Source organism: Massilia phyllostachyos, from assembly GCF_021044825.1.
GTDB classification, from domain to species: domain Bacteria; phylum Pseudomonadota; class Gammaproteobacteria; order Burkholderiales; family Burkholderiaceae_D; genus Telluria; species Telluria phyllostachyos.
Genome location: NZ_JAJNOC010000002.1, coordinates 346,138 through 372,641, shown reverse-complemented (window position 1 = coordinate 372,641; position 26,504 = coordinate 346,138). Strand labels below are relative to the sequence as shown.

22 protein-coding genes and 1 pseudogene are annotated in these 26,504 nt (G+C 69.6%); 7 read left to right on the top strand and 16 right to left on the bottom strand.

Going from position 1 to position 26,504, the window contains the following annotated elements:
* Positions 1–6 precede the first annotated feature (6 nt).
* A complete protein-coding gene (locus tag LQ564_RS08655; RefSeq protein ID WP_231057701.1) occupies positions 7–1,875 on the bottom strand; it encodes a PAS domain S-box protein in 1,869 nt (622 codons plus the stop codon).
* A gap of 188 nt (positions 1,876–2,063) precedes the next feature.
* Between LQ564_RS08655 and LQ564_RS08650 the strand changes: the two genes are divergently transcribed.
* Positions 2,064–2,588, top strand: coding sequence for a nuclear transport factor 2 family protein (locus LQ564_RS08650; RefSeq protein ID WP_231057700.1), 525 nt, complete (start codon positions 2,064–2,066; stop codon positions 2,586–2,588).
* 16 nt (positions 2,589–2,604) lie between these two features.
* Here LQ564_RS08650 and LQ564_RS08645 read toward each other — a convergent pair whose 3' ends face one another.
* Positions 2,605–3,711 carry an NAD(P)-dependent alcohol dehydrogenase gene (locus LQ564_RS08645; protein ID WP_371873443.1) on the bottom strand — a complete coding sequence of 369 codons (1,107 nt, stop codon included), beginning with the start codon at positions 3,709–3,711 and terminating at the stop codon, positions 2,605–2,607.
* Between the two features lie 178 nt (positions 3,712–3,889).
* Positions 3,890–4,069, bottom strand: coding sequence for a carboxymuconolactone decarboxylase family protein (locus LQ564_RS08640; RefSeq protein ID WP_231057699.1), 180 nt, complete (start codon positions 4,067–4,069; stop codon positions 3,890–3,892).
* A gap of 35 nt (positions 4,070–4,104) precedes the next feature.
* Between LQ564_RS08640 and LQ564_RS08635 the strand changes: the two genes are divergently transcribed.
* From LQ564_RS08635 to LQ564_RS08610, 5 genes and pseudogenes are all read left to right on the top strand, one after another.
* Complete coding sequence (locus LQ564_RS08635; RefSeq protein WP_231057698.1) at positions 4,105–4,554, top strand: FAD binding domain-containing protein; 450 nt, start codon at positions 4,105–4,107, stop codon at positions 4,552–4,554.
* 106 nt (positions 4,555–4,660) lie between these two features.
* On the top strand, positions 4,661–5,758 hold the full coding sequence (locus tag LQ564_RS08630; RefSeq protein WP_231057697.1) for an alkene reductase: 1,098 nt from the start codon (positions 4,661–4,663) through the stop codon (positions 5,756–5,758).
* A gap of 80 nt (positions 5,759–5,838) precedes the next feature.
* A pseudogene (locus LQ564_RS08625) lies at positions 5,839–7,091 on the top strand (c-type cytochrome).
* A 2-nt stretch (positions 7,092–7,093) separates the two neighbouring features.
* Entirely contained in the window at positions 7,094–7,558 is a 465-nt protein-coding gene (locus LQ564_RS08615; RefSeq protein WP_231057694.1) for a (2Fe-2S)-binding protein, read from the top strand.
* On the top strand, positions 7,555–9,774 hold the full coding sequence (locus LQ564_RS08610) for a xanthine dehydrogenase family protein molybdopterin-binding subunit (protein ID WP_231057693.1): 2,220 nt from the start codon (positions 7,555–7,557) through the stop codon (positions 9,772–9,774). The genes LQ564_RS08615 and LQ564_RS08610 overlap by 4 nt, the downstream gene beginning before the upstream one ends.
* A 4-nt stretch (positions 9,775–9,778) precedes the next feature.
* Here LQ564_RS08610 and LQ564_RS08605 read toward each other — a convergent pair whose 3' ends face one another.
* The 9 genes from LQ564_RS08605 to LQ564_RS08565 form a co-directional block, all read right to left on the bottom strand.
* A complete protein-coding gene (locus tag LQ564_RS08605; RefSeq protein WP_231057692.1) occupies positions 9,779–11,107 on the bottom strand; it encodes a chloride channel protein in 1,329 nt (442 codons plus the stop codon).
* A gap of 255 nt (positions 11,108–11,362) precedes the next feature.
* Positions 11,363–11,845, bottom strand: a complete 483-nt coding sequence (locus LQ564_RS08600; protein ID WP_231057691.1) for a hypothetical protein — start codon at positions 11,843–11,845, stop codon at positions 11,363–11,365.
* 340 nt (positions 11,846–12,185) lie between these two features.
* The gene (locus LQ564_RS08595; RefSeq protein ID WP_231057690.1) at positions 12,186–12,533 is read right to left on the bottom strand and encodes a GTP-binding protein; all 348 of its coding nucleotides are present in this window, start codon (positions 12,531–12,533) and stop codon (positions 12,186–12,188) included.
* Between the two features lie 25 nt (positions 12,534–12,558).
* On the bottom strand, positions 12,559–13,275 hold the full coding sequence (locus tag LQ564_RS08590) for an ABC transporter ATP-binding protein (protein WP_231057689.1): 717 nt from the start codon (positions 13,273–13,275) through the stop codon (positions 12,559–12,561).
* Between the two features lie 8 nt (positions 13,276–13,283).
* Positions 13,284–14,693, bottom strand: coding sequence for a DUF3526 domain-containing protein (locus LQ564_RS08585; protein WP_231057688.1), 1,410 nt, complete (start codon positions 14,691–14,693; stop codon positions 13,284–13,286).
* Positions 14,690–16,126 (bottom strand): DUF3526 domain-containing protein, encoded by a 1,437-nt coding sequence (locus LQ564_RS08580; RefSeq protein WP_231057687.1) that lies wholly within the window; start codon positions 16,124–16,126, stop codon positions 14,690–14,692. The genes LQ564_RS08585 and LQ564_RS08580 overlap by 4 nt, the downstream gene beginning before the upstream one ends.
* On the bottom strand, positions 16,126–18,243 hold the full coding sequence (locus LQ564_RS08575) for a TonB-dependent siderophore receptor (protein WP_231057686.1): 2,118 nt from the start codon (positions 18,241–18,243) through the stop codon (positions 16,126–16,128). The genes LQ564_RS08580 and LQ564_RS08575 overlap by 1 nt, the downstream gene beginning before the upstream one ends.
* Before the next feature lie 130 nt (positions 18,244–18,373).
* The gene (locus LQ564_RS08570) at positions 18,374–20,482 is read right to left on the bottom strand and encodes a TonB-dependent siderophore receptor (RefSeq protein WP_231057685.1); all 2,109 of its coding nucleotides are present in this window, start codon (positions 20,480–20,482) and stop codon (positions 18,374–18,376) included.
* A gap of 39 nt (positions 20,483–20,521) precedes the next feature.
* A complete protein-coding gene (locus LQ564_RS08565) occupies positions 20,522–22,276 on the bottom strand; it encodes a M14 family metallopeptidase (RefSeq protein ID WP_231057684.1) in 1,755 nt (584 codons plus the stop codon).
* A gap of 19 nt (positions 22,277–22,295) precedes the next feature.
* Between LQ564_RS08565 and LQ564_RS08560 the strand changes: the two genes are divergently transcribed.
* Positions 22,296–22,487 (top strand): hypothetical protein, encoded by a 192-nt coding sequence (locus tag LQ564_RS08560; protein ID WP_231057683.1) that lies wholly within the window; start codon positions 22,296–22,298, stop codon positions 22,485–22,487.
* A gap of 117 nt (positions 22,488–22,604) precedes the next feature.
* Here the strand turns inward: LQ564_RS08560 and LQ564_RS08555 are convergent, their stop codons facing one another.
* From LQ564_RS08555 to LQ564_RS08540, 4 genes are read right to left on the bottom strand one after another with little or no spacing between them, the layout of a single operon-like run.
* On the bottom strand, positions 22,605–23,954 hold the full coding sequence (locus tag LQ564_RS08555) for a DUF3526 domain-containing protein (RefSeq protein WP_231057682.1): 1,350 nt from the start codon (positions 23,952–23,954) through the stop codon (positions 22,605–22,607).
* Entirely contained in the window at positions 23,951–25,381 is a 1,431-nt protein-coding gene (locus LQ564_RS08550) for an ABC transporter permease (protein WP_231057681.1), read from the bottom strand. The genes LQ564_RS08555 and LQ564_RS08550 overlap by 4 nt, the downstream gene beginning before the upstream one ends.
* On the bottom strand, positions 25,378–26,109 hold the full coding sequence (locus tag LQ564_RS08545; protein WP_231057680.1) for an ABC transporter ATP-binding protein: 732 nt from the start codon (positions 26,107–26,109) through the stop codon (positions 25,378–25,380). The genes LQ564_RS08550 and LQ564_RS08545 overlap by 4 nt, the downstream gene beginning before the upstream one ends.
* A gap of 21 nt (positions 26,110–26,130) precedes the next feature.
* A complete protein-coding gene (locus tag LQ564_RS08540) occupies positions 26,131–26,481 on the bottom strand; it encodes a hypothetical protein (RefSeq protein ID WP_231057679.1) in 351 nt (116 codons plus the stop codon).
* Positions 26,482–26,504 lie beyond the last annotated feature (23 nt).

Here is a 26,504-nt window from a genome sequence, read left to right as displayed (position 1 = left end):
AGGAGATCAGCAGGAGTATTTGGAAGAACACACCCGGCCACGCCCGGCCTTCTTGGCCTGGTACATGAAGTGGTCGGCTTCCTTCAGCAGTTCCTCGGGCTGGCGGGTGCCGCCCGAGACGTCGAGCGCGATGCCGATGCTGGCGCGCACCCGCACCGCGCGGCCCGGCAGCTCGACCGGTTCCGAGATGCTGTTGATGAGCTTTTCGGCCACCATGTGGGCGTCGTCGAAGGTGTCGGCGAGGTCTTCCAGCAGCACAGTGAACTCGTCGCCCGCCAGGCGGAACACGCTGTCGGTGCGGCGCACGCCGGCGCGCAGGCGCTCGGCCACCACCCCCAGCAGGATGTCGCCGGCCTCGTGGCCCTGGGAATCGTTGACCGCCTTGAAGCCGTCCAGGTCGATGAACAGCATGCCGACCGTCTTGCCGCTGCGGCTGGCGCGCGCCTGCGCAATCGGCAGCGCCTCCATCAGGGCGCGCCGGTTCTGCAGGCCGGTGAGCGCGTCGTGGCGGCTCTCGTAGTCGCGCCGCGCCTCCTGCTGCTTGCGCTCTGTGATGTCGTGCAGGAAGGCGCTGAACACGGTGCCGCCCTCGAGTTCGAGGGCCTGGATGCGCGCCTCCACCGTCAGGGTCGAGCCGTCGCGCCGCACCGCGGGCAATTCGAGGCGCTCGTCCAGCGGCACCGCGCGCATGTACTGGCAGCCGCGCAGCGCGTCGCGGTAGCGTTCGCGGTGTTCCGGCGGCACGACCAATTCGTCCAGGCCACGGCCCATGGCGTCAAGGCGCGGCCAGCCGAAGGTTTCCTCGGCCTGGCGGTTCCAGGCCGTCACCAGCCCGGTTTCATCGAGGCTGATGTAGGCGTCGGTGGCGTTCTCGATCACGCTCGACAGGCGCGCCTCGCTGGCGCGCAGGGCGGCGGTGCGTTCGGTCACCCGGTCTTCGAGTTCGGCGTTCAGTGCGGTCAGTTCCTGCTGCGCCCGCTTCTGCGCGTCGATGTCCTTGATCACCGATACGTAGTACTCGACCTGCCCCAGGCTGTTGCGCTTGGGCGAGACGTTGAGGTTGATCCACACCGTGCTGCCATCCTTGCGGATGTAGCGCTTTTCCATCTGGTACTGGGTGCGGCGGCCGCTGCTCAGCTCTTCCAGCAGCCCCAGGTCGAGGGCGACGTCGTCCGGATGGGTGATCTGCTGGAAGGTCAGGCCCCACAGCTCTTCCTCTGCGTAGCCGATGAGCTCGCACAGCGCCCGGTTGACGCTGATCCAGCCGCCGTCCGGCGCCACCAGCGCGATGCCGACGCTGGCGATGTCGAAGATGGTGCGAAAGCGCGCCTCGCTGGCGCCCAGCACGGCGCTGGACTGCTCCAGCTGCTCGCGTGCGATCGCCAGCCGTTCGCGGTACTGCACTTCCTTGGTCAGGATGGTCGCCAGGTCGTTCAGCACCTCGGCCTCTTCCGCGCTCAGTTCGCGCGGCCTGGTGTCGATCGCGCACAGGGTGCCGATCGCCAGCCCGGCCGTGGTGCGGATCGGCACCCCGGCATAGAAACGAATATTCGGCGGCCCGTAGACCAGCGGGTTGTCGCTGAAGCGCTGGTCCTGGCGCGCATCGTTCACCACCAGCGGCTTGGTCATGCCGATCGCGTGGGCGCAGAAGGCGTATTCGCGCGGGGACTGGTCATCGTCCATGCCGACGCGCGACTTGAAGTACTGGCGGTCGGCGTCGACCAGCGAGAACATCGCCATCGGCACGTCCAGCAGGCGGCTGGCCAGCCGGGTGATGCGGTCGAACACGGGTTCCGGCGGCGAATCCAGCAGGTCGAGGGCGCCGAGCATCGAAAGGCGGTCGAGTTCGTCAGGAGGCAGAGGGGCGGCTGGCATAAACGTTCTTCGGGTCGAATGGTGCGCGGAAAGAAGTGCTGTAGGCGAGACTGTAACAGATTTGCAATTACCTACACAAAATTACAGTGTCTCCAACACCAACAATGTGTCGAAGCCGAGATAATCCGTGACATTTACCCACGGCTCGCGATCCTATAATCGGTGCACGCCGTCATTCTGGAATCGCCATGCGCACCTTGACCATCCTTGCGCTTTGCCTCGCCTGCCTGCCCTCACCTGCCGCGGCCTCGCAGGCCGTGTCCGACTCCGCCGCGCGGGTCATGGGAGCGGCGCCGAGCGGCCAGGGCGCGGCCGGCGTGCGCGAAGCCGAGCGCCTGCGGGCCCAGGCCCTGATCCAACGCGATGTCGATACGCTGCGCCGCCTGATCGGCGGCGACTACTATCACGTCGAAACCAACGGCCGGGTGCGCACCAAGACCGAATTCCTGCAGGCGCTGGCGCGCGACGAGTACCGCATCCGCAACTACGGTATCGAGGAGATGGAGATTCGCCTCGCCAACGACGGCGGCACCGCCGTGGTCACCGGCACCTACCGGTCCGTGGCGCTCGACCAGGCGGCGCCGCAGCGCGGCCGCTACGTGCGCATCTGGACCCGCTCCCCCGACGGCTGGCGCGTCACCGTACACCAGGGCACCCAGATCCGCCCCATCGCCGCCAACACTTCCGAGCCGAGGCCGCAGGAGATGCAATAACGGCGGTGGCAGCCGATCAGATGCTGCCGAAGTCCGACTTCTCGTCCTTCAGGCTGGCCATGTCGATCACGTAGCGGAAACGCACGTCGGCCTTCTCGACCTTTTTGTACGCCTCGTTGATCTGCTGGATCGGGATGATCTCGATGTCCGGCGCAATCCCGTGTTCGGCGCAGAATGCCAGCACCTCGCGCGTCTCGGCCAGGCTGCCGATCAGCGAGCCGGCCACGCGCTTGCGGTGGAAGGCCAGGGCCTGGTTGTCGATCGGCTTCAAGGGCTCGAGCGCGCCCACCACGCACAGCGTCGAATCGCGCTTGAGCAGTTCGACGAAGGGATTGACGTCGTGCTTTTCCGGCACCGTCGACAGGATGAAGTCGAAGCTGTTGGCCAGTTTTTCCAATGCCTTGTCGTCGTCCTCCAGCACGCCCGTCACGCCCAGGCGCTGCGCCTCTTCCAGCTTTTCCTTGTCGCGGGTGAACACGGTGACCTCGGCGCCCAGCGCCTTGGCCAGCTTGGCCGCCATGTGCCCGAGGCCGCCGAAGCCGAGCACGCCGACCTTGTCGCCCGCCTTCACGCCCCACTCCTTGAGCGGCGACCAGGTGGTCACGCCGGCGCACAGGATCGGCGCCGCCGCTTCCGGCGCCAGCCCGGCCGGAATCGCCAGCACGAAGTCTTCGTTGACCACCACCACGTCGGAATAGCCGCCGAAGGTGTTGTCGCGGCCGTAGATGTTCTGGCCGTCGGCTTCCTTGGCTGGCACCATCGGGCCGTTGTAGGTCGCGAGCCAGCTGTTCGGGCTTTCGCAATAGTTTTCCTCGCCGCCGCGGCAGGGATCGCAGGTGCGGCAGCTGTCGATCATACAGCCGACCCCGACCAGGTCGCCGACGGCGTGCGCCTTCACGTGCGCGCCCACCTTGCGCACGCGCCCGACGATTTCATGGCCCGGGACGCAGGGGTAGACCGTGTTCGACCATTCGTTCTTGACCTGGTGGATGTCCGAATGGCAGACGCCGCAGAACAGGACCTCGATTTCGACGTCGTGCGCGCCCGCTTCCTCGCGCTCGAACTGCACCGGTTTCAGGTCGGTGAAGGAATGTTTGGTGCCGTAGCCTTTTGCCGTAATCACGTTAACTCCTGTGGGAATGGGTAAGCAATCGACTCTAGCAAGCGCGTAGCGGGCGGTCTGTTAGTCCGGTAACGGAGTCGGGTGGCGAACGATTTTTCCTGGAGCGTGATGTCGTCGTCACGCTCGTTCCAGGCGAAAACCGGGACCGTCGGACCGGGGACGGGGTGCACGTCAGGCATCACGTGACTGAAGGAAAATCGATGGTCGTATCGTTGACGCGGTTGAACAGGTTGGTGAAGGTGATGCTCGCCACCGCCAGCAGCGTGTCCACCACCTGGGCGTCGCTGTAGCCGGCCGACTTCAGCGCCGCCAGGACATCGGCCGGCACCGCGCCGCCGGTGCCTGCCACGCGGCGCACGAATACGGCGCTGGAACTGGGTCTGGTACCGCAAGGTGAGCGCGGCGGAGCTGCCGGCCCTGCTCACCGGCCGCGATGGACGGCCGCACCCGTTCTCGCTGCCGCCGGGCGCCCTCGGCGATGCCGCCGCGGCGCGGCTGCGGCGCGAGGCGGACGAATGGCTGGCTCCGCAATTCCGGGAACTGGTGAACGTCACCGCCGAGCCCTTCATCCAGGCGATCGCCGACCTGGCGGTGCCGCGCATGGTGTTCGGGCGCGTGATCCTGCTCGGCGACGCCGCCTTCCTGCCGCGGCCCCACACGGCGGGCGGCGCGGCCAAGGCCGCGTCGAACGCCCTGGCGCTGGCGCAGGCGCTGGTGCAAGAAGACCTGCGGATCGACGCACGCCTGGGGCACTGGGAAACGCTGCAGCTGCGCGACGGCCGCGCGTTGACCGAGCGGGGGCGCTGGATGGGCGACCGGATCATGGGACTTCAAGCGGCCTGACACCCTTCCGGCTTTGCTCGTCACGCAATACTGTTATCGGCCCCGGATGGATATTCGGGGGCCAGGTCGCGGCTACAGTGCGGATATCTCAACAAGGAGCCCCGCCATGACCAGCCTGTTCGACCCGATCCGCCTCGGCGCCCTCGATCTTCCCAACCGCGTCGCCGCCGCCCCGGTGACCCGTTCGCGCTCCGGCCACGACGGCGTGCCGACCGCCGACAATGCCGCCTACTACGCCCAGCGCGCCTCGGCCGGCCTGATCGTCAGCGAAGCCGTCAACGTCTCGCCCAACTCGGCGGCCTTCGAACTGGCGCCCGGCCTCTACCTGCCGGAGCAGGTGGCCGGCTGGAAGCGCGTCATGGAAGCGGTGCACGCCGCCGGCGGCACGCTGTTCGCCCAGCTGTGGCACAGCGGCAGGGTCAGCTCCTACGCCCTGCTCGATGGCCGCACGCCGCTCGCGCCCTCCGAGGTCAACGAGGACCTGCATCTGCTGCAGGCCTATGGCACGCTGGCCAACGGCCAGTACACCCGCATCGCGGCTTCGCCGGCGCGCGCGATGACGAGCGCCGAGGTGTACGCCGCGATCGACGAATTCCGCGTCGCCGCGCGCAATGCGGCGCGCGCCGGGATTGACGGCGTCGAGATCCACGCCGCCAACGGCTACCTGCCGCAGCAGTTCCTGTCGCCCCATACCAAGCGTCGCGACGACGAGTTCGGCGGCAGCCTGGAGAACCGCGTGCGCTTCCTCGACCTGGTGCTGCAAGCCGTGCTGGAAGAGCTGCCGCCGGGGCGCGTCGGCGTGCGGCTGTCGCCCTTCGCCGGCTATAACAATGCGCCGGATCCCGACGTCGAGGCGACCTATGCCCGCGTCGCGCGCCTGCTGGACGCCGCCGGCGTGGCGTACATCCACGCGGCCGACACCAATGCCTGGGCCGGCCAGCCGGACATGGCGGTCATCCTGCGCATCCTGCGCCCCGGCTTCGGCGGCGCCATCATCGCCAACGGCGGCCTGGACGCCGCGTCCGGCGCGCAGCTGCTGGCCTCGAACATGGCCGACATGGTCTCCTTCGGCCGCCCCTTCATCGCGAACCCCGACCTGGTCGAGCGCATGCGCCGCGGCGGCCCGTACAACACGCCGGACCCGTTCACCTTCTACGGCGGCGGCGCGCGCGGCCACCTCGATTATCCGGCGCTCGTCAACTGACTTCCGCCGGTCGTCGCGCGCCTGCCCTTCGCGCTAATGTCGGACCCGGACACTCCCCACACGACGAGGACCCGAACGCCATGACCACCCGTTCCCTCCTGCGCCTGGCCGGCGCCGCCGCATTCGCCGCCGGCGCGGTCCTGCTGCGGGCCCTGTATGCCTGGCTGCGGCCCGCGCCCCTGGCCCTGACAACGGCGCCGCCGCCTGCGCCCTCCGACGCCATCCTGGCCGCGGGCGCGCGCGTGGTTGCGCTGGGCGATTGCATGGTCTGCCACACGGCCGGCAAGGGCCCGGCCTACGCCGGCGGCTTCCCCTTGCGCACGCCCTTCGGCACCATCTACAGCACCAACATCACCCCCGACCCGGACACCGGCATCGGGCGCTGGTCGGCGCAGGCCTTCCGGCGCGCCATGCGCGAGGGCGTATCGCGCGACGCCCACCTGCTGTATCCCACTTTCCCCTACATCCACTACACCCGCATGTCGGACCGCGACATCGACCTGGCCTGGCAGTACCTGATGTCGCGCACCCCGGTGAAGGCGAGGCCGCCCGAGAACGAGCTGATGTTCCCGCTGAACTTCCGGCCCCTGCTCGCGTTCTGGAACATGCTCTACCTGGAACCGGGTACCTCCGCGATCCCGGCCAGCCAGCCGACGCCGCTCGCGCGCGGCCGCTACCTGGTCGACACGCTCGGCCACTGCGCGTCCTGCCACAGCGGCCTGAATCCGATCGGCGGCGAGCGCCGGCCGCCGTTCAAGGGCGGAAGCATCGACGGCTGGGATGCGCCCGATCTCACCGCGCTGGCCGCGAATGCGTGGCGCCACGCCGACCTGGTCGACTACCTGCGCGGCGGTCTGTCGCCGGCGCACGGCGCCGCCAAGGGGCCGATGCGCCCGGTCACCGAGCGCCTGGCCGAGGTGCCGCGCGCAGACGTCGAGGCGATCGCCACCTACCTGATGTCGATCCAGGACGCGCCGGCCGTCGAGCCGGTGGCGGCCAGGCAGGCCCCCGCGGTCTTGCCCGGCCAGGCCCTGTTCGCCGCGGCCTGCGCCGCTTGCCACGCCGAACCGGCGCCGATGATGCGCCTGGGCGGACGCCCGAGCCTGGCGCGCAGCAGCGCCGTGCAGGGCGCTAGTCCGATGAAGTTCGTCCAGACCGTCCTGCGCGGCATCCCGTGGAAGCACGGCTCCCCGTTTACATGCCGCCCTTCGCGGACACGCTGAGCGACGAGCAGGTCGCCCAGCTGGCCGCTTACATCCGCACCGGCGTCGCCGCCAGGGAAGCGTGGCGCGGCGTCGCCGCCACCAGCGCCAAGCTGCGCAAGGAGAATTAGCCATGACGACCCGCGTCACCATCAACGGCCGCCCGCACGCCCTTGCGAGCGATCCCGCCACGCCCCTGCTCTACGTGCTGCGCAACGAACTGCGCCTGAACGGCGCCAAGTACGGCTGCGGCCTGGGCCAGTGCGGCGCCTGCACCGTGATCGTCGACGGCAAGCCTGCGTTTTCCTGCCTGACGCCGCTGGGCGCGCTGGAAGGACGCGCGGTGCGCACCGTGGAGGGACTCGGCACCGCCGCCAAGCCGGGCCGGCTGCAGGCGGCTTTCATGGAGCACCAGGCGGCGCAGTGCGGCTACTGCATCGCCGGCATGATCATGCGCGCCCAGTCGCTGCTCGATCGCATCCCGCATCCGACCGACGCGCAGATCCTGGCCCACCTGGAGCCCAACCTGTGCCGCTGCGGCACCCACCACCGCATCCTCGCCGCCGTGCGCGACGCCGCCACTGGGGGCGCCGCATGAGCCGCCTGAACGATGGACGCCGCGCCGTCTTGAAGGGCGGCGCGCTGGTGCTGGGCTTCTCGCTGCTGCCGGCCGCGCGCGCCGAGTTCAACGCCATGGGCGTGCCGCCGGTCGCCGATCCGCGCCTGGCGGGCAGCCTGCAGCGCACGCCCTTCCTCGACGCCTGGATCCGCGTGGCCCCGGACGGCCGGGTGACCGTCTGCAGCGGCAAGGTGGAACTCGGCACCGGCGTGCGCACCGCCCTGGTCCAGATCGCGCTCGAACAGCTCGAACTGGCGCCCGGCGAAATCCGCTTCGTTGGCGGCGATACCGGCCTCGCGCCGAACGAAGGTTTTACCGCGGGCAGCCACACCATCGCCGACAGCGGCACGGCGCTGCTGCACGCGTCGGCCCAGGTGGCGGCGCTGCTGCGCCACGGCGCCGCGCGCCAGTGGAAGCTGGACGACGCGCAAGTTGCCCTGCGCCGGGGCCGCGTCGTGGCCGCCGATGGCCGCAGCATGCATTACGGCGAGGCGCTGCGTGGACTCGATCGCGCCGGCCTGCACCGCATGGCGAAGACCGCGTCGCCGCTGCGCGATCCGGCGCGCTATCGCCTGATCGGCAAGCCGGTCGCGCGCCTCGACATCCCGGCCAAGGTGACGGGCGGCGCGGCCTATGTGCAGGACATGCGCCTGTCCGGCATGCTGCATGCGCGCGTGGTGCGCCCGCCGCGTCCGGGCGCGCGCCTGGTCCACGCCGACCTGGCGTCGGTCGCCGCACTGCCCGGCGTGCGCAAGGTGCACCGCGACGGCAGCTATCTCGCGGTGCTGGCGGACGACGAACGGCGCGCCATCACCGCCATGAATGCGCTCGCTCTCAATGCGCGCTGGGAAGGCGGCGCGCCACTGCCGACGCCGGAGACGATCCACGCGACCCTGGAGGGCCTGCCCGCGCAGGACATCGTGGTCCTCGAACGCGGCCGGATCGGGCGGCCGCGCGGGCCCGTCGTCGAACAGCGCTTTACCAAGCAGTACGTGCTGCACGGGTCGATCGGCCCGTCGTGCGCGGTGGCCCAGCTCGAGGATGGCGTGCTGACGGTCTGGACCCACACCCAGGGCGTGTATCCGCTGCGCGCGGCACTGGCGGAACTCAGCGGCATGCCGCTTGAAAAGGTGCGCTGCATCCACACCGAGGGTTCCGGCTGCTACGGCCAGAACGGCGCCGACGACGTCGCCGCCGACGCCGCCCTGCTGGCCTGCGCCGTGCCGGGCAAGCCGGTGCGGGTACAGCTGATGCGCGACCAGGAAAACCTGTGGGAGCCGTTCGCGCCGGCGATGGTGACCACGGTGCGCGCCTCGTTGGATGCGCGCGGCCGCATCGACCAGTGGGACTATGCGCTGTGGAGCGGCTCGCACAACGAACGTCCCGGCAATGCCGGCAAGCTGGTCCCCGCCTGGCTGCTCGCCCGGCCGATCCGGCCCACGCCCTCGCTGCCGATGCCGCAGCCGGAAGGCGGCGGCGACCGCAACGCGCTGCCGCTGTACGAGATCCCGAACGCGCGCGTGGTCAACCACTTCCTGCCGGTGACGCCGCTGCGCACCTCGGCCATGCGCTCGCTCGGCGCGCACCTGAACATCGCGACGATCGACAGCACCGTGGACCAGCTGGCGGCCCTGGCCGGCGCCGACCCAGTGCGCTTCCGCCTGGACCACCTGGAAAATCAGCCGCGCGCCCGCGCCGTGATCGCGCGCGCCGCCGCGATGTTCGGCTGGCGCCCGCAGGCCACGCCCGCGCGCCACCACGGACGCGGCTTCGGCTTCGGCCAGTACAAGAACCTGATGGCCTTTGTCGCGATCGCGGTCGAGATCGCGTACGACCCCGACCGCAGGAGCATGCGCATCCTGCGCGTGGCCTGCGCCGCCGACTGCGGCCAGGTGGTGAACCCGGACGGCGCCCGCAACCAGCTCGAAGGCGCGATCATCCAGTCGGCCAGCTGGACCCTACGGGAGCAGCTGCGCTTCGGGGTGGACGGCGTCACCAGCATCGACTGGAGCAGCTACCCGATCCTGCGCTTTTCAAGCGTGCCGGAACGGATCGAGGTCGACTTGATCGACCAGCCTGGCGCGCCCTTCCTCGGAGTGGCGGAAGCGGCGCAGGGGCCGATGGCGGCGGCGCTGGTGAATGCGCTGGCGCAGGCGACCGGAGTGCGCCGGCACGCCCTGCCCCTGCTCGGCTGAAGATTCAAGGACGCGGCGGCCGCGGCGGCAGCTGGATCGCCGCCAGCGCGCCGTACAACGGTGGACTGAGCACGCGCGAGACGGTGCTGGCGACCACCGCGCAGGCCATCAGGCTCAGGACCATGCTGTGCCCATCCACCATCTCCATCACGATGATGAAGGCGGTCAGCGGCGCCTGGGTCGCGGCGGCGAGGAATCCCACCATGCCCAGCGCGATCAGCGCGGGACCGTGCGGATAGCCGGTGAGCAGTGCGATGTCGTGGCCGAGACCGGCGCCGATCGACAGCGAGGGCGCGAAGATCCCGGCCGGCACGCCGGACCAGGCGGTCAGCCAGGTCGCGGCGAACTTGAACAGCACGAAGGCGCCCGGAATCGCGGCCTCGTTTTCCAGCAGGCCGCGCGTGGTCTCGTTGCCGCTGCCGTAGGTGGCGCCGCCGCTGAGCGCCCCGAGCGCCGCCACAGCCAGGCCGCATCCGACCGCGAAGCGCACCGGATAGCGGGCGCGCATCCGGCTCGGCCAATCCGGGGAAACGCCGCGCAGGGAGGTGAGCAGCAGGCGCGCGAACAGGCCGCCCGCGCAGCCGCTCGCGAGCGCCACCAGCAGGCCGGGGCCGAGCAGGGCCAGGCCGATCGGCCCCGGATGGATCACGCCGAAATGGGTGCCGTTGCCGTATACCGAGACCGCGATCAGGCCGGCCAGCACGATGCCCGCGACGATCAGGCCGCTGTTGCGCTGCTCGGGCGTGCGCGACAGCTCCTCGATGGCGAACATGATGCCCGCCAGCGGCGTATTGAAGGCCGCCGCGATGCCGGCCGCGCCGCCGGCCACCAGCAGCGAATGGGCGCTGACGCCGCTGCCCTTCGGCAGCCAGCGGCGCGCGGTGAGCATCACGCCCGCCGCGATCTGCACCGACGGCCCTTCGCGGCCGAGCGAGAGGCCGCCCAGCAGCCCGGCCGAGGTCAGCCCGATCTTCGCCAGGCTCAGTCGCAGGGACACGAGCCGGGGCCGGCGTCCGCCCGACAGCATAGGGTCGAGCGCCGCCATCACCTGCGGGATGCCGGAACCGCCCGCCCCGCGCGCGTAGCGGCGGGTGATCCAGACGATGCCGCCGCAGCACAGCGGGGTCCACAGCAGCGGCAGCCACCACGCCAGGCCGGTAATGCGCTCGAACAGTCCGAACGCGCTTTCGGCCAGCCAGGTGAAGCCGACCACGACCAGGCCGGCCAGCGCGGCGGTGCTGACCACGACGATGCGGGTCCGCCACAGCTCGGGCGAGACGAACTCGCGGTGGAAGGCGGAACGGACGTCGTGGGAAGAAGGATCGGGAGGCATGGTGCGCGGTCGTTGCTGCAAGCGCCGATTATATATGCATTTGCAGGAATGTACTTTTCCTTACCGGCAAAGCCATGTTCCGGACCATCGTCACCGCTTCATCAGAAGGTGTGCACCATGCCCGCGCAATACGTCGGGCCTGTGCGTGATCCGCCCGAGCAGGTGCGCGCGGCCCGCACCTGACCACAGTGACCCTCGATCGCAAGGGCGCGTCCGAGGGCAAGAGTGCCACGCTCTGGTCCAGGCGAACGAAGGTTACGCTTCGGCCGTGGTGGACGACATCCGCAGGCCGAGCGCGCGTGCGAGCTCCAGGATGCGGGCCACGTCCTTGCGATAGACGACGAAGATGGTGAAGCGGTCGTCGGCGCCGGTGTCGAACATGACGGCCTCATAGCCGCCTTCCTCGACGGCGCGCTCGGCCAGCTCGCCGTTCAGCCACTTGAAATACACGTTGCCGTCGATGCGGTGGGCGTGGTCGAACATCTCGTGCGGGAAGCCCGGAAAGTCGTCGTCGAACATGTCCTGGATCTGTTCGTGCGCCTCGTCGATCTTGTCGCTGGTGGCCGCGAACTCGCCCATGATGTCCTGCAGTTCGCAGGCCATGGCGATGGATGCGTCGCCCTGCGCCCACGCGTATTCGGGATCGTCGGGCGCGGCCAGGATCTGCCGGGTCAGTTCTTCCGGTTCCTCGGGCTCGAGGTCGTTGCAGGTCAGCAGGCGAAGCAGTTCGGGGTACATGCGGCTCTCCAAGGAATTGTCGAGCACAGTGTACGGGTGTGTGGCGAGCGCACGATTGAAGCGCCGAGGCTGGGGACCCGCAACGTCGCGCAAGCCTTCGAATCAAGCGCCTGGGCGCCACCGGTAGAGCCCCCGGCGAAGCTCCGGTGGAATCATACTCCCTGCTTCCTGGCCGTCGAGCGAATCGGGCTGCCGACCAGCTGAGACAACCCTGGCCGCGATCCCGGCCACGCGCAGACCTCCGGCGCGTGCGGTCGCGTGTCCGCCCGCCGGAGACGAAGGCAGGCGCAGGCGCGTCGTAGGATGCGCCGATCGTGGTCGGGCCCAGGTCGAGCACCTGCTAACCGTCGTAGCGGCGCTGGCGGTCGCGCCCGCGCAGGCTCAGGTGCACGGTGTCCAGGCGCGGTCCTTCGGCGAATTCGCGCGTTGCCCGCATCTCGCCGCTGGTGGAGACGTTTCTGTACGGCGGGTCGACGATCATGCGGAGGAAACTGGATCCGCCTGTTGCCGGTAGGCGTCCCGCTCCAGCGTGCGCCACCGGCACATGCGCAGGATTCACGGCGCCGCGTTCGCTCAGCACCACGATGGTGCCTGCGAACAGGCGTTCTTTGAGCAATCCGTTGAGCAGCGTCGTCTTGCCGCTGCCAAGCGGCCCGGCCAGGACCGTCACCGGCGTACGCTTCAGCACGCGCGCCCCTGCCCGAAGCGGCCGGCTAGACGCCGGCCACGGCCGACATCTCGTCCAGGTACAGCTGCTCCAGTTCGCGCGCGCTCAGCTCCTGCGCCTTGAAGCTGCGCAGCAGGCGCCCGTCGCGCATGATGCCGATGGTGCTTGCCACTTCGCGCGCCCGGAACAGGTCGTGGGTGGCCATCAGGACCGCGGCCCCGGCGTCGCGCTGTCCCAGCAGCAGGCGATGGAACTCGGCGCTGGCCGCCGGATCGAGCCCGGAAGTCGGCTCATCCAGCAGCAGGCCGCGCGCCGAGCGCGCGATCGCCAATGCGATCGCCACTTTCTGGCGCATCCCCTTTGAATAGCCGCCGGCGCGGCGGTCGACCGCCGCCGGCGGCACCCCGGCCGCCTCCAGCCAGCCGCGCAGGCGCTGCGGCGTACAGTCGGGCACCCCGGCCAGGCCGGCGAAGTAGCGCAGGTTTTCGAGTCCGCTCAGCTCTCCGTACAGCGCCACCTGCTCGGGCAGGTAGAGCAGGCGCCGGCGCGCCGCCGCCGGATCAGCCTGCACGTCGATCCCGTCGACCAGGGCCTGGCCCGAGGTCGGCTTCAGGAAGCCCAGCAGCAGCTTGATGGTGGTGGTCTTGCCGGCGCCGTTCGCGCCCAGCATGCAGAAGATTTCGCCCGGCGCGATGTCGAGGTCGAGGCTGTCGAGGGCGCGATGGGCGCCGAAGGTCTTGCTCAGTGCTTGGGTTCGTAGCATGGGATGCCTCAATCGATGTGGAAGGCCTGGCGGCGCAGGCGTCGCACGCCCACTGCCGCCAGCGCCAGCAGGAACAGCGCCATCACGCCGGCGTCGACGGCCAGCGCGCCGAGCCGCGCACCCGGCGGCGCTTCGCGGTAGACGAAGCGCGGCATGCCGTGGTCGTAGTCGGCGGCGGTGAGCAGCCGGTCGTGTGCCAGGTAGCGCTGCGTCAGCCGGCGCACGCCGAGCAGGAAGTCATGCGCCTGCTCCTGGAAGCGCAGCGCGCGGCCGGCATCGGCCCCTGCCAGGCGCTCCAGCGCGTCCTGGAAGGCGATCGCCGGGGAGACGGCCCGCAGCCGCTCCATCCAGCGCAGCCGGCGTTGGTCCTGGGCGCGGTAGGGCCGCACGGCGGCCTGGATCAGCTGTTCGCCGCGCTCGACTTCCACCGCCCGCTTGCGCAGGCTGTCGGGGATGTTGGGCGCTGGCACGCGCTCGGGCGCGGCGGCGTCCGCCCTCTGGCGCACCTCGGCGCGCGCCTGCATCGCCATTGCGCGCAGGGCGTTGGTGCGCTCGGCGGGGCTGGACGGCGGCGCGTACAGGTCGGCCACCCCGAGCGCCAGCGCCGGCGCCAGCACCACCAGGGCCAGCCATCCAGCAACGCAGCCCAGCGCGGCTTGCGCCGCATTGCGCGCGAACAGATTGACGAGGGCTGCGAAGCCGAGCCAGAACAGGCCGTACAGGGCGCTCAGCAGGGCCGCCTGCAGCAGCGCCGCCGGCCCCGCCGCGGAGGTAGAGCGGAGCGCCACCACCAGCGCCAGCACCGCAGGACCCACCAGCAGCAGCGCGCGCGCCGCGGCCTTGGCCAGCAGGTAGCGCGCCGGCGCCACCGGCTGGGCCAGGAGCCAGGGCTCCATGCCGCGCTCGCGCTCGTACGACCACAGCTCGAAGCTGCCGGCCATGACCAGCAGCGGCAACAGCCACACCAGCACGAAGGCCAGGTCGAAGCGTCCGGCCGCCAGCACCGCGGGATTCTCCATCCCCGCCATGTACTCGTCGAAGATGGTATTGCTGGCCACGAAAGGGAAGATCTTCGCCGCCATCGGGTACCCTTCGGCCTGGCCCGCGGTCAGGCCCGGCAGCTCGCCCTGCGGCAAGGTGGCGCGGAAGGACATCGCGGTGGCGTAGATGGCGCCGCCGTAGCGCGCCTTGTTTTCGGGCGTCAGCTCGTTGACGATCTGGTCGCGGCGCATCCGGTGCACCTCGCGTTCCTCGTCCTGGATCGCGGCCAGGGCGGCGTCTCTCTGCTTGCTCCAGGCGGCGCCCTCCGATGCCGCGTAGCCGCACAGCGCAAGGAAGGCGAACCACAGCGGCAGCAGCCAGCGTCCGCGCGCCATGCGCAGCATCTCGGTGCGGAAGATGATGGTGGCGGCGTTCATGCCCTGCCCTCCAGCCGCCAGGCGGCAAACCGCATCAGCGCCAGCGCCGCGGCCAGCCAGGCCAGCAGCCAGGCGAACGGCGCGGCCGTGCGCGGCAGGACCTCGGCCAGCGTCAAGGGCCGCGGTTCGAAGCGCACGCCGCGCGTGACCGCGGCGACGTCGGCGGCGTACTCGCGCATCTCCGGCTTGCGGTTGAACTTGATGTCGCGGTTCAGCGTCTGCACCAGTTCGTAGCGGTAGCGTTCCGCCTGGGCCAGGAAATGGCGGTGCGCCGGCAGGTCGGACTGGGCCAGCGCCGACGACAGCGGCCGCAGCGCCATCAAGGGCGAGACCACGCTCGCCATCAGGCTGTATGCGGCCTGGGCGTCGTAGTCGGCGTACAGGCGGTCGAAGTGGCGGTTGTAGATGTCGGCGGTGGTCTTCTCGCCGTATTCGAACAACAGGCCGCTGTAGTTGATCGGCAGGTCTTCGATCCGGCTCACCTTGTATTGTTTGAGCGTGGCTTCCTGGAATGCGGCGAAACGCGCGTCGCGCGGATTGTGCCCGTCCGGCCCCTTCATGATCTCGTCCACCACACGCGCATGGAACTGGGTCGCCGTCGGCGTCGGATAGCGGCGCTCCGCCAGCATCGGCGCGAGCATCGGGGCCAGCATCGCGCTGAGCACCCAGAATCCCAGTCCTGCGAGCAGCGCGGCGCGCGCGCTGGCCGTCAGCGCCGTGATGGCCAGCACGATGCCGAGCACGGCCAGCCAGTACAGGGCGTAGGCGCACAGCATCAGTCCCAGCGCGCCGAAGTAATGCGCGCTCCACGCCGGCATGCCGAGCAGCGCGGCCAGCATGCCGGCCAGGACCAGCACCCCCAGCAACGCGCCGGCGAACGCGAGGAAGCGTCCGCACAGCAGCTGCCAGGGACTGGCCCCGGCCCCGATCTCCTGCCACATCAGGTTGCGCGCACGTTCGCCCGAGAAGGCGCCGAAGGCGGCGAACACGATCAGGAGCGGCACCAGCACCTGCATCGCGAACGCCGGGCTGAATCCGCCGAAGCGGCTCAGCGCCGCGCCGCCGTCGGTGCCCTTGAAGCGGCTGGTGTTCTGCACGTGGCCTTCGAGCTTGAGGGTGCCGCCCAGGTGCGCCTGCAAGCCCGGGTCGAGCGCCGACAAGGCCTGCACCGGCTTGTACACATAGCGCCCGAAGTGCGCGGCGCCGTGCGGGTTGGCCGCGCCCTGCGCCTCCCACACCTCGGCCTCGACATGGGCATCGTGGGCACGCGCCTGCTGCGCCCGGCGCGCGTCGATGGCGGCGGCCACCAGGGCGATCGCGGTGATCGCCAGCACCAGCACGCCGAGGATGCGCAGGCGCCGTTCGCGCAGCAGGATCAGCCATTGCTGGCGCACGATCTGGCGCAGCACGGCGGCCGAAGCCGGCGCCTCCATCAGCGGCTCCAGCGCGCGCTCAGCAGCACGCTGCGCGGATCGCCGTAGATGTTGTAGGTGTTCAGCCCGCCCACGCGCGCCCAGTAGGTCCGGTCGAACAGGTTGTTCACCGCCAGGCTCAGGGTAACGCCGTTGGCGAAGGTGTAGCCGGCCTGGGCGTTCGCGACCGCGTAGCCGCCCTGCTCGCGCACGCCCGCCACGCCGCTGCCCAGCAGCCTGCTGTTGGCGGTGACGCCGCCGCCCAGGAATACGCCGCGCATCCAGGCCGGCTGCCAGCGCGCATACAGCTTGAGGCTGTGCTTCGGTTCGAATGTCGACCACTGGCTGCCCTCCAGGGTCGGGTGCACGCCGTACTCGGTGCTCAGCCAGGTATAGCCGGCGGACAGGTTCAGCTCGGGCAGCGGACGACCGCCGACCTCGAACTCCGCGCCGCGCACCTCGACCGTGCCGGCCGCGGTGTAGATGTCGCCCACGCCGGTGTACAGGGCGCGGTTGCGGTCCTGGCTGCGGAACACGGCGGCGGAGGCGTTCAGGCGGCCATCCAGGAAAACGCCCTTGGCGCCCAGCTCCACCTGCTTGCCCACGCGCGGATCGAGCACCCGTCCCGAGGCGTCGAACAGCGCCTGCGGGAAGAAGATGTCGGCATAGCTGACGTAGGTGTTCAGGCTGGGCGCCAGGCGCCACAGCAGCGCCGCCGAGGGCGTGACCTCGCCGCGTTCCCTGGCGCCGGTCACGAACGGCGTCAGCGGAGACGGCGCGATCGCGCGGCTCTCGCTGCGGTAGCGCGTCACGCGCGCGCCCAGCGCCAGTGTGAGGGGTTCGGCCAGCGACAGCCGCGCCTGCGAGTACAGGCCGCCCTGTGTGACCAGGCTGTCGTTGCCGCGCGCGTAGTCGCCGGCGGGCTCCGGAACGCTGTCGGGCCGCAAGATGTTCACGTTCGGCACCGCGGCATAGGTGACGTTGCGGTTGCTGGCGAGGCGCCGTTCCCAGTTGTAGCCGAGCACCAGGTGATGGGTGCGGCCGAGCAGGCTGAACGGGCCGGCCGCGTACAGGTCGGCGCCGGTGCGCTGGAAGTCCAGCGCCGCCGCGCGCCGCGCATAAGTCGCTGTCATGGTGGCGCGGTTCACCCCGGTGCTGGGGTAGCCGTCCTTGTAGAACTTGTCGACGGTGCGGTGCACCGCGCGCGCGCGCACTTCCCAGCCTTCGCCGAGCCGCTGCGCGACTTCCGCGCTGCTCTCGTTGGTGGCCCAGAACAGGCGGTTCCAGGACGGGAACACGTGGGTCGAGCGATCGACCTCGAGGAAGCGCCCGTCCAGGTAGGCCGGCAGCCCCATCGACCCGGAATGCAGGTCGTCGACCTGGCGCGCGAAGGCCAGCGACAGCACGGTCGAGGCGGCGATGTCGGCGTCCAGCGCCAGGTAGCCGAGCCACTTGCGGTCGTTGGTGACGTCGTGGAAGTAGTCGCGGTCCTGATGGGTGGCGACCGCGCGCCCGCGCACGGTGCCGTCCGCGTTCAGCGGCCCGCCGGCGTCGATCTCGACGCGGCGGTTGTCGTAGGAGCCGGCGCTCACGGCGGCCGACAGGCGCGACTCGCGCAAGCCGCGCTTGCGCACGAAGTTGATCACGCCGCCCGGTTGTCCGGCGCCCTGGGTGATGCCGGCGGGACCGCGCAGCAGTTCGATCCGTTCGTAGATGGCGAGCTCGAATTCCTGGGTGCCGCTGCCCGGGCTGGCCGCGGGGATGCCGTCGTAGGACTGCTCGAGGCTGTAGCCGCGCGCTCGAAAGTCGGGATTCGCGCCGTCGTAGGGCAGCACGCTCACGCCCGGCGCCTGCTGCATCAGGTCGCCCAGGGTGAACAGGTTCTGGTCGCGGATGCGCTGCTCGGTGAACACCGTCACCGACTGCGGGATGTCGATCAGGCGCAGCGGCGCCTTGCCGCCCACCGTGGCGCTGTCCGGCGCATACGGCTCCTGCGCGCTGGCGCTGACCACCACCTGGGGCAGCGACTCCTGCGCCCAGGCGGCAGGCGGCGCGCCGGCCACCAGCAAGGCCAGGGCCGAATGGCGCAGTGCGCGGCTGCCGCGCGGGACAGGACGGAGGGTGAAGCGTGGATTCATTGTTTTCTTTCGAAAAAATAATTTCCGCGCATTATCTAGTAATGAGAAATCATTATCAAGAAAAATCGGCGGATGTCGTCTGGTGGAAGACATCACCGCCAGCAGGCGCTGCCGGCAATGCCTTCCAGGGTCAGAACTTGTAGTGCAGACCGAGCGTCGCCACGCGCTCCGTTCCCGGATTGACCCAGACCTCGCTGTACGAGCTGGCGTAGTAGGTCTTGTCGAACAGGTTGTCGATGTTCAGCGAAATGCGCACCTTCGCATTCGGCGCATACGAAGCGATCAGCCTGGCGGTCGTATAGGACGGCAGCGTGAACTTGCTGGACGCGGCGACGTTGCCGAGGCGCTCGCCGACATGGTTCAGGCCGCCGCCCAGGGTGGCCATGCCCCCGCCGAGGGCGAAGCGGCGGGTCAGGATGACATTCGCGCTCTGGCGCGGGACGTTGGGGAAGCGGCTGCCGGTGACGATCGTGTTGTCGCCCTTGGTCACGGTGGCGTCGGTATAGGCGTACGCCGCCGACAGGCGCAGGTTCGCGACGATCTCGCCCGACACGTCGACCTCCAGCCCCTTGCTGCCCACCTCGCCCGCCGAGATCGAGTAATCGGTGTTGACGGGGTTGGTGGTCAGGACGTTGGTCTTGTCGATCTTGTACAACGCCACCGTGCTGCTCAGCCTTCCTCCCGCGCTGTCGACCTTCACACCCACTTCGTAGGAACGGCTGCGCTCGGCCGGAAACGCGGTGTTTTCCAGGCTGATGCCGCTGTTCGGCCGGAAGCCGCGCGCGGCATTCGCATACAGGGCCAGGTTCGGCATGGGCTGGTACACGATGCCGATGCGCGGGCTGGTCTCGGACAGCGACTGGCTGTTCGACAGCGCGGTGCGCCGGTTCTCGACCGTCTGCTCATAGCTGTCGTGGCGCAGGCCGACCAGCGCCTTCCAGCGCGCCGACAGGTCGATCTGGTCCTGGACGTAGAGGCCGCGCGCGCGCTGCCTTTCCCTGGTCGACGTCGACAGCGCCAGCGGATCGGCAGTGCCGCCGTAGACCGGGTTGAAGACGTCGATCAGGTAGCCGTTGCCTGCCGAAGGATTGCGGCGCAGCAGGATGCGGGCGTCGTTGAAGCGATAGAAGTCCGCGCCGGCCAGCACGTGGTGGGCCAGCGTACCCGTGCGCAGCTTGCCGACGATCTCGACCCGGCCCGAGGCGTCGGTGGCGGCCCAGTCGCGGTAGCGGTGCTGGCGGCGCGCGGTGCGGCCGTCGGCGAGGATGTTGTTGACTTCGCTGGAGAAGCCGCTCAGCGAACTGTCGCGGTAGGACAGCCCGGCCTGCAGCGACCAGCCGGCGTCGAACTCGTGGCGCAGGAACAGCTGCTGGCCGACCGACTTGACGGTGATCTCGCCGTCGCCCGGCTCGCCCAGGAAGCGCGACACCGGCACCCGTCCCAGCACCCCGTCGATGGCCGGGATGCCGCGGTCGAACGGCGTCTTCTGCTCCGAGGCTTCGATCTCGTAGGACAGCGTGGTGGCGTCGCCGATCAGCCAGATGAACGACGGCGCCAGCAGCGTGCGCTCGACGGTGATCACGTCGCGGAAGCTGTCGCCCTTCTCGTGGGCGGCATTGAGGCGGTAGGCCACGTTGTCGCTCAGCGGACCGGTAAGATCGACGGCGGCGCGGTAGGTGTCGAAGCTGCCGGCCGAGAGGTCGGCCTCGTAGCCCGGCGTGAAGCGCGGCTTCTTGGTGACGATGTTCACGGTGCCGCCCGGCTCGCCGCGTCCGTACAGCGCCGACGCCGGCCCCTTGAGCACCTCGATGCTGTCGGTGTTGGCGCTGCCGCGCACGCCGTTGTAGCCGCGGCTCGAGTTGAAGCCGTTGACCATGTAGTCGGAGCCGAAGTTCGGGTCGCCGGTGAATCCGCGCATGGCGTAGCTGTCCCACAGGCCGCCCAGGTTGCTCTGGCGCGAGATGCCGCTGGTCAGGTCGAGCGCGCCGGAGAGGGTGCGCACGCCCGCATCCGACAGCAGGTCGGCGGTCAGCACGCGCACGCTCTGCGGCAGGTCGATCAACAGCGCGTCGGTCTTGGTCGCGCCGGTGACGGACAGGCTGCGGTAGTTCTGGCGCTGCCCTTCCACGCGCACGGTCGCGCTGTCGGATGTGGCGTCCTGGGCGCGGCTCTCGGCGGCGCAGGACAGGATGGTGAGCATCGCGGCGAGCGCGATTGGAGTGGGTGCCGGTTTGGTCATGGTCGATGTCGTTGCAGGATGAATAATCGAGGCGTGCTTTCAGTCGCGCTCGGCGTACACGGGATAGGTCCAGCGGGCGCGCTCGTCGAAGGGCGAGCGCGCGAAGATCCAGCGCAGGCGCGCCTGCGGATCGGCGGCAAGTGCGGGATCCGCGGCGATGGCCTGCTCGAACGCTGTTCTCAAGTCCGCGTCGTGCGCCAGCAGCTTGTCCGCGAGCGGCGCCAGCAGATGGCGCGGCAGCCCGGTTTCCGCAGGCAATGCCTGGGCGAACAGGCCGTGCGCGTGGAACGAGTCGTCGCTTTCGGGATCGAGCAGCGCGGCCGCCAGCAGGTGGAAGGGCTGGTCGGCGGGAATGCGTACGCTTCCGGCAGGGAGCGCCACGCTTCGCCGCGTGCGTTCGAGCTTCTCGCCGGCCTTGCCCGAGGCGGCCCGCACCACCTCGAGCTGCATCGTGCGCGCATCGTCCAGCACGTCCATCCGGATGCCATGGGCGCGCAGCGCGGCGATCAGGTCGCGGTGCTGCGGCGCGATCCACCAGGCGCGGGGGATGGCGACTTCGCGCGTGGACGTGACGCCGAATACCGGCAAGGCCATGTCCTGCGCCTCGCCGGTCCAGCGCAGCTCACGGGTTCCCGACGCGGGCGAGCGGTAGGATTCGTAGCGATACCCCTTGAACATCTTCGTGGCCGAAGGATTGCTGTCGCGCTCCCACTTCACCATCAGCGTGGCCGGACGCGCCGACCGGTCCGCCGACTTCGCCTGCGCGATCCGCTCGTGCGCACGCCCGACGGTGTCCAGCGACTGCGCCAGCAGCACATAGGTGCCGAGCACGCGCTGGCGGTAGGGCTTCATCCTGTGGTTTTCCACCAGCACCGTCGGGACGCCGGTGAAGTCGCCGTAGCCGGTCGAGTAGCGCGGCCCTTCGGCACTGGTGCGCAGCCCCTGCCATGGGGCGCTTTCATTGATCCAGCTCGGATAAACGTCGGGCAGGTGCCCCGCCGCCGCCAGGGCGCGATTCACGTCGGCGCTGTATTCGCCCATCAGCCAGCCGGCCGTCGCGGGCGAGCGCGCGAACGTGCCCCACCCCGCGAAGGTATAGGTCACGTCGTACTGGTAATCCGGCCCGTCGCTGACATGGACGTCGATGTACAGGGCGGGGTCGAAGCGCCGCAGCAGCTGCACCACGGCGGCGATTTCGGGCGACTGCAGGCGCGCATAATCCCGGTTCAGGTCCAGGCCCTGGGCGTTGCTGCGCGCCCCCTTGCGCCCGGGGCCGCGCTGGCCGGGACGTCCCAGCAGGTCCGCATGTTCGTGACCGTCGACGTTCAGGATCGGAACGAACACCAGGTCGACGCGATCGAGCAGGTCGGCCCGGCCGCGCAAGGCGATGTCGCGCAGGAGCATCAGCCCGGCGTCCTTGCCGTCGATTTCGCCGGCATGGATGCCGGCCTGCACCAGCACCACGGGCCGCGGCGGACCAGGCTTGCGCGCCAGCGCGTAGACCAGGTCCCGCCCCTGGTAGCTCTTGCCGAAGGTATGCAGCGTGACCAGGTCGGACGCCGCGGCGATCGACGCCAGGAAAGCGACGGTCTCGGTATAGGACGGTGAATTGACGAAACCGGATTTTTCGGCCGGCGTGATCCAGCGCTCGCCAGGCGGCGCGATGTGCTTTTCGCTGGCGCCATGCCAGGCCGGCGCCGGAAACAGCACTTCCGGCGCCGCGGCGGCGCCCGCTTCCCCTGTCCACAATGACGACATCGACACGACGGCGAGACCTGCAATTACCTTGAACAAAACAAATCCTTGACTGAGAGTGAGTGGCATCGATGTCCTGCAGCCAAGCCGCAGCGATGATGATGACTTAACGATAATGACTTTTCATTATAAAAAAAACGAGATGCCACTGGCAACCGACATCTCATCCATGGAACGCACCGGTTTTTTCGACGTGCGGCATTTCCGCGCCGGCGCCGGCCGTCCGGTGATACTGCAGGGAATGCGCTGAAGGGCGGCCACCAGTTTGCCAGGCGACGCCCCCCCCTGCACACGCCATGCAGGGCCAGTGCGTGCGACTCCAGTACGAACGGTCCGGCCCGACAGGACCGCCAGGCCCGTTCTCGTGCTACGACAAGCGCCGCAGCCGGCCGAGCCCTGACGCCAGCGCCAGCGCGCCCAGCAAGCACAGCGCGGCCAGCACGCCCGCCTGGGCCGGGCCCTGCGTGGGCTGCGCCTCGTACATCGGCCGTTTTGCGAAGTCATCCTTGCCGAAAGGCCGGTCGCGGAACAGGTAGCCGTAATAGAACTCGCGGATCCGGCGGTGGAAACCGGTGATGCGGTCCTGGTAGGCCAGCTGCGCCGGCAGGTCGGTGCCGGCCATGCGGTGCAGGATGGCCTGGGTGCCGACGCCGGGGAGCAGCCAGCCGAGACGCTCGGTCCATTTCTGCCGTTCCTGCAGACCCTCGCGGTAGGCGAGCACCTGCGGCGCCACCTTCTCGTCGCCCAGCTGGTGGAAAGCGAAGTACCATTTCCAGTGGAAGGTCGACGGCAGCGGCGCCGTATCGCTCCATTCAGGATGCCCGGCGAAGAACTTGCGCATGGTTTCCTCGCGCGGCACCTCCCAGGCGCCGTGCACGGCTTCGCGCTGCGCCAGCATCAGGTCCACGCCCTGGTGGACCGGGAAGGCGCGCATCAGGGCCACGTTCGCCAGAGACGGCAGCACCAGGGTCAGCACTGCCCAGATACCCATCAGCGCGGTCGCATTGGCGACCGAACGGCGGCCGCGCGCAGCGACCAGCAGCGCCACGCCGGCCCAGAAGGCCAGATAGGCGGCGGCCACCAGCAGCACCAGAAGCAGGTCGGCGCCACCCATGCCGGCCACTGCCGCTCCCGCGCAAACCGGCAGTGCGAGGCATGCGAACACGAGTGCGCAGCGCAGCGCGACGCGCCTGCGCCAGAGCGCGCCGCCGTGCGGGATCGCCTGCAGCATGCGCAGGCGGCCGGCCTGGCGCTCGCCCGAGACCAGATCGTGCAGCAGCGCGATGACGAACAAGGGCATCAGGTAGATCAGCACGAATGCCAGGTCGAAGCGGCCGGCCAGCGCCAGCTCCGGATTGATGGTCTCGCCTTCGTAGAGCTGGGCCTGCAGGCCGAGGGCCCGGACGCGCAGCACATACGGGGCGACGTCGCGCAGGCCGAGCGCCAGGAAGGCGGCGTCGGAAGGCGGGTCCCAGGTGGCGTAGAAGGTGTAGTAGGCCGGTCCCCCGCCCTCCTTGCTGCCGGCCTGGCGTTGCGCGACCGCAGCCACGTCCTGCTCGTTGAGCGGCCCGATGCGGGAGATGGTCTCGCGCTGGCGCTCGACCTCGTGCAGGCCGGACCACACCGCCAGCGAGGACAGCAGGAGCAGGAGCAGCAGGGCCGCCGTCATCAGGCGCGAACGCAGGATCAGGCGCAATTCGAAACGCAGCTGGTTCATCGCATGCTCCTTCCGAGCCGGCCGGCGGCGAACCAGCATAGTGCGCCGGTGGCGGCCAGCCATAGCAGGAGCACCACGCCGGGGTAGGCCGCGCGTCGCAGCGAGTCGGCCAGCGGGGCTGGCGTGTAATGGAAGGGAGGGAAAGCTTGCCAGTGCGTGCGCGCCACACGGTTCTCCTTGTCTGGGTTGGTATCGTCTTCGTAGCGCAGGGACTCGGCCTGGATCCGGTTCAGCCCCTGCACCAGGTCGTAGCGATAGCGCTCGCCCTGTTCCAGGAAGCGGCGGTAGGCCGCCAGGTCGGTGCCCGCGGAAGCCATCGACAGCCGGCGCAGCGCCAGTGTCGGACTGATCCAGCTGAAGGCGTCGACCACCGCGTTCTGGCGTTCCTGGCGTTCGAATGCGGCGTCCGCGTAGCGGTTGAACAGTTCGCTCGACATGCGCTCGCTTTCCATGGCGATCACCCCCTTGTAATTGACCGGCAAATCTTCGACGCGCGTCACGCCGTAGCGGGCCAGGAGCTGCTTGCGGAAGGCGCCGAACTTCGGATCGTCCGGATTGTGCGCGTCGCCCAGTGCGAGATAGTCGCGTTGAACCCGGATGTTGTCCTCGAAGCGGCTCGGCAATGCCACCGCGGCGTTGGCCATGTCCGGCGCCCAGCGCGGCACCATGATCACCGCCACCGCCCAGGCGGTCAGCAATACCAGCAGCGCGTCGCGACCTCGCCGCGCCAGGGTCGACACCAGCGCCACGACCAGGCACCACAGGAGCAGCCAGGCTGCGTAGCCTGCCGCCAGGACCAGCGCCGGCTGCCAGGGCGCCTGGCTGCTGACGGCGAACCCGGCCAGGGCCAGGACCGGCGGCGCGAGCGCCAGTGCTGCGAACCCGGCCAGGGCCAGCAGCTTGCCGAGCACCAGTTCGCGGCTGCGCACCCCTTGCGCGAGCAGCACGCGCAGCGTGCCGGACTCGCGCTCGCGGGCCACGCCGGCGTGACCGAAGAAGACCAGCAGCAGCGGCGCCAGCACCTGCAGCACGAAAGCAGGGGTCAGCTGGCCGAAGCGCAGCAGGAGCGAATGCTGGCGCACGTCGCCGAAGTTGGCGCTGTTCTGACGGTGCCCTTCCAGATACAGGGTGTGGCCGGTGAACCCGTCGATGCCCGGGTCGAAAGCCGCCAGAGGATTCAGGGGGCGGAACAGGAAGTGCCCGTAGTGCACCACGCGGTGCGGATGCCGGTCGGGCTGGGCGGCAAACTCCTGGTTCGCCTCGGTCTGATAGCGGGCGCGCTCCGCGTTGGCATGACGCTGATGTTCCCAGGCGTTGAACGACGCCAGCAGCGTCAGCACAGTCAGCAGCAGCAGGCTGAAGACGGCGGCACGATCGCGGAACAGGTAGCGCCATTCATCGCGCGCGATGCGGAATGCAACGCTCATGCGGCCTGGCCTCCATAGCGGCGATGCAGGGCGCGCACGTCGAAACGGTCGGCGCCGTCGGCAGCCACCTCTTCGAGCAGCCGGCCGGCATCCAGAAAACCGATGCGGTCGGCCACGTCGGCGGCGCTGAGCAGATCGTGGGTGACCATCAGGATCGCCACGCCCTGGCTCCGCAGCACTCCCAGCAGGCGGTTGAACTCGACGGTCGCCTGCGGATCGAGACCGGAGGTTGGCTCGTCCAGCAGCAGTACCGGCACTTTACGCGCCAGCGCCAGCCCGATCGCCACCTTCTGGCGCATGCCCTTCGAGAATCCCGCTACCCTGCGGTCGAAGGCCGCGCCATCCAGCCCGGCCGCGGCCAGCGACTCGTCGATGAGACGGTCGTCCGCGTCAGGCTGCTGTCCGGCCAGGCCGAGCAGATAGGCGACGTTCTCGCGCGCGCTCAGGTGCTCGTACAAGGCCACGTTCTCCGGGATGTAGGCGATCTGGCGCCGGACCGTGTCCGGATGCGCGACCGGGTCGACGCCGAGCACCTGCACCCGGCCGGCGCCGGGAGTCACGAAGCCGAGGAACAGGCTCAGGGTAGTCGTCTTGCCGGCGCCGTTCGCGCCCAGCAGGGCATAGATTTCGCCGGCGCGGATGTGCAGGTCGAGGCCGTGCAGGATGGTCTTGCCGCCGTAGCCGGCCACGACGGCCGACGCTTGCAGGACAGTGCTGTCGACGTTCAAAAAGGATCTCCTTGAAATGGGTTAGAACTTGTACGAGACGCTGGCCTCGACGGTGCGTGGGGCGCCCAGGAACACCTGGTGGGGGTATAACGGGTCGCCATAGGCCGCATAGCGGGCGTTGCCGAGGTTTTTCACGCGCAGCGCAAGACGGCTGTCGCCGGCAGGACCGAAGCCGGTTCGCGCTGCGCCGTGAGGATCACGGTGGAATCGGCGCTTGCCGCCCTGCCCGTTCCGGGCCTGGACTAGTTGTGGGAGGCGCCAGCCAAGCACGCCTGAAGCGATGCAGTGCCTGCGAAACCGGATCCGCTTGCCATGCAAGCGTTCTGCAGCGACGGCCGGCGTGGCATGCCAGGCGGATTGGTGCTTTGTCATGGTCAGTCCAGAATGGGTTTGGG

What these genes read in the sequence shown, in the direction of transcription:
- LQ564_RS08610 (WP_231057693.1), top strand. Translation starts at nt 7,555, where the DNA reads ATGAGCCGCCTGAACGATGGACGCCGCGCCGTCTTGAAGGGCGGCGCG.
- LQ564_RS08570 (WP_231057685.1), bottom strand. Translation starts at nt 20,482, where the DNA reads ATGACCAAACCGGCACCCACTCCAATCGCGCTCGCCGCGATGCTCACC.
- LQ564_RS08655 (WP_231057701.1), bottom strand. Translation starts at nt 1,875, where the DNA reads ATGCCAGCCGCCCCTCTGCCTCCTGACGAACTCGACCGCCTTTCGATG.
- LQ564_RS08580 (WP_231057687.1), bottom strand. Translation starts at nt 16,126, where the DNA reads ATGGAGGCGCCGGCTTCGGCCGCCGTGCTGCGCCAGATCGTGCGCCAG.
- LQ564_RS08600 (WP_231057691.1), bottom strand. Translation starts at nt 11,845, where the DNA reads ATGTACCCCGAACTGCTTCGCCTGCTGACCTGCAACGACCTCGAGCCC.
- LQ564_RS08550 (WP_231057681.1), bottom strand. Translation starts at nt 25,381, where the DNA reads ATGAGCGTTGCATTCCGCATCGCGCGCGATGAATGGCGCTACCTGTTC.
- LQ564_RS08555 (WP_231057682.1), bottom strand. Translation starts at nt 23,954, where the DNA reads ATGAACCAGCTGCGTTTCGAATTGCGCCTGATCCTGCGTTCGCGCCTG.
- LQ564_RS08585 (WP_231057688.1), bottom strand. Translation starts at nt 14,693, where the DNA reads ATGAACGCCGCCACCATCATCTTCCGCACCGAGATGCTGCGCATGGCG.
- LQ564_RS08630 (WP_231057697.1), top strand. Translation starts at nt 4,661, where the DNA reads ATGACCAGCCTGTTCGACCCGATCCGCCTCGGCGCCCTCGATCTTCCC.
- LQ564_RS08540 (WP_231057679.1), bottom strand. Translation starts at nt 26,481, where the DNA reads ATGACAAAGCACCAATCCGCCTGGCATGCCACGCCGGCCGTCGCTGCA.
- LQ564_RS08650 (WP_231057700.1), top strand. Translation starts at nt 2,064, where the DNA reads ATGCGCACCTTGACCATCCTTGCGCTTTGCCTCGCCTGCCTGCCCTCA.
- LQ564_RS08605 (WP_231057692.1), bottom strand. Translation starts at nt 11,107, where the DNA reads ATGCCTCCCGATCCTTCTTCCCACGACGTCCGTTCCGCCTTCCACCGC.
- LQ564_RS08575 (WP_231057686.1), bottom strand. Translation starts at nt 18,243, where the DNA reads ATGAATCCACGCTTCACCCTCCGTCCTGTCCCGCGCGGCAGCCGCGCA.
- LQ564_RS08590 (WP_231057689.1), bottom strand. Translation starts at nt 13,275, where the DNA reads ATGCTACGAACCCAAGCACTGAGCAAGACCTTCGGCGCCCATCGCGCC.
- LQ564_RS08615 (WP_231057694.1), top strand. Translation starts at nt 7,094, where the DNA reads ATGACGACCCGCGTCACCATCAACGGCCGCCCGCACGCCCTTGCGAGC.